Below are 4,540 nucleotides of genomic sequence, written 5' to 3' on the forward strand. Positions count from 1 at the left end.
CCCGCTTCTTGGCCACCGGGGAACGGCCCCGCAAGGACACCTACTGCCGCTGACCGGCCCCGCACGCCCTGGCGTATCTGCGCGCCAAGGCGCGGAACGCCTCCTTCGGCTCCCAGTGCCAGCCGGAGGCGGGGCCGTCCGGCCGGTCCCTGATCACCTAGGTGAGGGCGTACGACGCCATGTCGAGGTCACGGCGGGGCTCGTCCGGGCGGTGCGGGGCGTCCGCGCTGATGAACTCGAAGGCCATCGCCGCGTACAGACCCATCGACTCGAAGACGTCCAGCAACCCGCCCACGTAGTCGGCCTGGACTCGCTCGCTGCGGACGGGGTTCCCCTTGATCTCCGGCGGCTCCTTGTCGTAGTCGACGATGTCCCAGCCCATGCCGCCGGTCTCGGGCGCACCGACGTACGCGCATGTACCGAACTCGGTGATGGCGAGTGGTTTGCCCCACTTCAGGTACGGCCGCAGTTCGCGAACGTGGTCGGAGGGGTTGTCGAAGTGCGCGTAGTAGTCGATGCCGACGATGTCGAAGAGGTTCCAGTCCGGGGCGTCGATGCTCTGGGCCGCCGCATAGCTGAGGTTCCCCCGGAAGACGGACCGGCCGACCTCGGCCGCCCGAACCGTGAACTCGGAGAGGCGCCGCTGCATGCCCGGCCAGTCGACCGTGCCGTTCTGGAGGTTCTCGATGCGCTCCAGCACCGTCTCGCCCGGCAGGATGCCGGGGACGAAGAGCCAGAACTCGCAGCCGACGCTGAAGTCGACACTCGTGCCCTGCCTCCGCAGCCGCTCCGCGAACCGGCCGGTCTCGGCGATGTGCTCCAGGATGTCCCGCTGCGGGGCGTCCCCGTGGGTCGGCTGCAGCCAGACGTGCAGCCCGCGCTCTGCCGCCTCGGCGGCGGTCTTCGTGAGGCGTTCGACGCCGTCTCCCGTGACGTCGACGGTGTCGGGCGTGCAGGTCGTCCCGGATGGCCCGGATGTCGTGCCGCATCCGGGCGGCACTCCACGCGGTCCCCGAAGTCTCCCCCGCCCCGACCGTGTAGACGACGCCCCGCCGACGCAGTCCCCCGTCCACGCCGTGCCTGCGCCGCCCGGGCCTGCCCGGCCGGTCCCGCCACCCCGGCGGCTCCCACCGCCGCGGCCCCGGCCAGGAACTGCGCCCGGCTGATCCCTTCACCTGCCTGCACCCCTTGGTCTCTGCCATGCGGCCCACTGCGCCGCAGGACGTAGGACGTCGTATCTCCTCTGCCAGTCCCTTCCCCCCAGACCTCGCTGGAGGACCCGTGCGCGACGAGACCGCCGACGTGCCGGCGCTGCACCGCCGGTCGTTCCTGAAGTACACCGGCGCCCTGGGCGCGGCCGGCGCCGTCTCCGCCTCGCTGTCGGCCTGTTCGTCCGGGCCCGGAGTCCACCAACGACACCGGTTCGAGCCATGGTCAGGACCGGACCCTCACCGCGGTGATCGGCTACGGCAACGACGGCAGCTGGGACCCCACCCAGACGGCGTCCGCGTTCTGCATGGCCGCCAACAACCACATCTACGAGGGCCTGCTGGACACGGACCCGATCTCCCGTGAGCCGTACGCGGCCCTGGCGACGGAGGTGCCGAAGGACCCGGACGGCACGTCGTGGACGTTCACGCTGCGTTCGGGGGCGACGTTTCACGACGGCAAGCCCGTCACCGCCGACGACGTGGTGTTCGTCTTCCAGCGGATCCTCGACCCGGACACCCAGACCCTCGCCAAGGGCTTCTTCGCGAGCTGGCTTAAGGAGGTCCGGAAGATCGACGCGCGGAACGTGGAGCTGGTGCTGAAGTTCCCGTTCCCCGACGGGCTTTCGCGGCTGACCCTCGCGAAGATCATGCCGCAGCACGTGTTCTCCCGGCCGGGCGCCTGGGACGACGCCATCAAGGGCAAGGCGATCGGCTCGGGGCCGTACCGGCAGACCGCGCACCACCCGAAGTCCAACACCACCTTCGAGGCGTTCGACGGCTACAACGGACCGCGCAAGCCCGCCTTCCGGACGATGAACTGGCTGACGATCGTGGACGCGGCCCCGCGCGTCGCGAAGATCTCGGGTTCCAGTGCCGGCGCGCAGATCGCGGACAACATCCCGTACGCCAACATCGGCCAGTTGGAGAGCGGCGGGATGACGGTGGCCGGCGGGGCCGGGATGAACAACCTGTTCCTGATGTTCAACACCGGGCACAAACCGTTCGACGACGTGCGGGTGCGCCAGGCCCTGCACTACGCCATCGACACCGAGAAGATGGTGGAGGTCGCCCTCAAGGGCCGCGGCAAGCCGTCCAGTTCCTTCCTCGACGAGGCCAACCCGCCCTACCGCCGGGCGAAGACGGTCTACGACCACGACCCGGACAAGGCGAAGGCACTGCTGAGGGAGGCCGGGGTCAAGAGGCTGAGCATCGAGATCCTGGCCGTGAACGTCAGCTGGATCGTCGACTGCCTGCCGACCGTCAAGGCGTCCTGGGACGCGATCGGGGTGAAGACGACCCTGTCACCGCAGGAGACCACGGCCGTGTTCACGAAGATGGACCAGAAGCAGGACTACCAGGTCGTCGCCGCCGCCTCGAACCCCAACCAGTTCGGCCTCGACGCCGACCTGATCATGCACTACAACCACGGCCCCGAGAACCTCTGGATGCGGTACACCCGCTGGGCCGCCGACCGGGACCTGTGGACGATGCCGGCCTCCGAACGCCGCCGGGCCGTCGGCGCCGGCATCGGCATGATCTTCCAGGACCCGTCGACGGCCCTGAACCGCCGCCTGACCGTCCGGCACATCCTGCGCGACCCGCTGGACGTGCACGACCGGGGCACGAGGAGCGGACGGGACGAGAGAGTCCGCGCGTTGATGTCCCTCGTCGGCCTCCCGCGGGCCCTCGCCGGGGCCGTGCCGGCCCAGCTGTCGGGCGGGCAGCGCCAGCGCGTCGCGATCGCCCGGGCGCTGGCGCTGGACCGGACCTCGTCGTGGCCGACGAGCCGACGAGCGCCCTGGACGTGTCCGTCCGCGCCCAGATCCTCAATCTGCTACTGGACCTGAAGGAACACCTGGGCCTGGCCCTGGTGTTCGTCTCGCACGACATTCAGACGGTACGGCGGATGAGCGACCGTGTGATCACCATGTATCTGGGCCGGATCGTGGAGGAGACCCCGGCCGCCCTGGTCACCGACCGGGCCCGGCACCCGTACACCCGCGCCCTGTTCTCCGCCAGCCGGGCCTGCTCGACCCGATCGGCCCGATCCCGCTGACCGGTCCGCTGCCGTCGGCGACCCGCCCGCCGAGCGGCTGCCCGTTCCGCACCCGCTGCTGGAAGGCGGACGGGGCGTGCGCGGACGAGATGCCGGGCTTCTCCGCCGCGTCGGCGCCCGCGCACCGCTTCCGCTGCCACCATCCTGTCCGGGAGGACGAGTCGACCCGCGAGCTCGTCCGCCGACGCGACCCGATGGAGGCCCCATGACCCTCACCCCGCTGACCGGTGTCATCCCGCCCGTCTGCACGCCCCTGACACCGGACGGCGAGGTGGACGTCCCCTCGCTGGTCAGGCTCGTCGACCATCTGGTGGCCGGCGGGGTGCACGGACTGTTCGTGCTCGGCTCGACCTCGGAGGCCGCGTATCTGCCGGACCGGCAGCGCAGGCTGGTCGTCGAGTCGGTCACGGGCCATGTGGGAGGGCGGCTCCCGGTGCTGGCCGGGGCGATCGACATGACGACGCCCCGGGTCCTGGACCACGTCGAGTCGGTGACGGCGGCGGGCGCGGACGCGGTCGTCGTCACCGCCCCGTTCTACGCCCGCACCCACCCCGCGGAGATCGCCCGCCACTACCGTGCGGTCGCCGCCGCGAGCCCGGTCCCGGTGATCGCCTACGACCTTCCCGTCGCCGTCCACACGAAGCTGCCGGCCGACGTGGTGCTGGAGTTGGCCGCGGACGGTGTGGTGGCCGGGCTCAAGGACTCCAGCGGCGACCTGGCCGCCTTCCGCCAGGTCGTGACCGGCGTCCGGGAACGCCGTGGCATCACCGGTTTCAGCGTGCTGACCGGCTCCGAACTGATCGTCGACGCGGCCCTCGCGATCGGCGCGGACGGCACGGTGCCGGGCCTCGGCAACGTCGACCCGCACGGCTATGTCCGCCTGGACGGCCTGTGCCGGGCCGGGGACTGGGAGGCCGCCCGGGCCGAACAGGAGCGACTGTGCGCCCTGTTCGGCATGGTGACCGTCGGCGACCCGGCCCGGATGGGCCCGAACTCCTCGGCGATCGGCGCCTTCAAGACCGCGCTGCACCTGCGTGGCGTGATCGACTCCCCGACGACGGCGGAGCCGCAGATCCCGCTGTCGCCGGACGAGGTGGAGCAGGTCGGGAAGTACCTCACGGCGGCCGGTCTGCTCTAGGAGGTTTCTGATGGATCTCCGCAGGAGAAGGAGCGGCGTGCGGTGCGTGCGATCGGCGTGCGGTGCGGAGGGTCATGTGGCGGAGCCACCTGTCCCTTCGCACCGTGCGGCGTGGGGGTCCCCCCGCTCGAGCGA

General features: G+C 71.1%; 1 protein-coding gene and 3 pseudogenes. 3 read left to right on the top strand and 1 reads right to left on the bottom strand.

Annotation, left to right across the window (positions count from 1 at the left end):
* Positions 1–40 precede the first annotated feature (40 nt).
* Positions 41–1,185: pseudogene (locus ABZ281_RS39230) on the bottom strand (abortive phage infection protein).
* 96 nt (positions 1,186–1,281) lie between these two features.
* Between ABZ281_RS39230 and ABZ281_RS39235 the strand changes: the two are divergent.
* From ABZ281_RS39235 to ABZ281_RS39245, 3 genes and pseudogenes are all read left to right on the top strand, one after another.
* Positions 1,282–2,677: pseudogene (locus ABZ281_RS39235) on the top strand (ABC transporter substrate-binding protein); the annotation flags it as partial.
* A gap of 6 nt (positions 2,678–2,683) precedes the next feature.
* Positions 2,684–3,476 (top strand): annotated as a pseudogene (locus ABZ281_RS39240) (ABC transporter ATP-binding protein); the annotation flags it as partial.
* Complete coding sequence (locus tag ABZ281_RS39245; RefSeq protein WP_356662776.1) at positions 3,473–4,405, top strand: dihydrodipicolinate synthase family protein; 933 nt, start codon at positions 3,473–3,475, stop codon at positions 4,403–4,405. The pseudogene ABZ281_RS39240 and the gene ABZ281_RS39245, both read left to right, overlap by 4 nt.
* Positions 4,406–4,540 lie beyond the last annotated feature (135 nt).

It is taken from the genome of Streptomyces sp. NPDC006265 (genome assembly GCF_040613555.1).
Taxonomy (GTDB): domain Bacteria; phylum Actinomycetota; class Actinomycetes; order Streptomycetales; family Streptomycetaceae; genus Streptomyces.

Coding starts and splice junctions, on each gene's coding strand:
- ABZ281_RS39245 (WP_356662776.1), top strand. CDS start 3,473: ATGACCCTCACCCCGCTGACCGGTGTCATCCCGCCCGTCTGCACGCCC.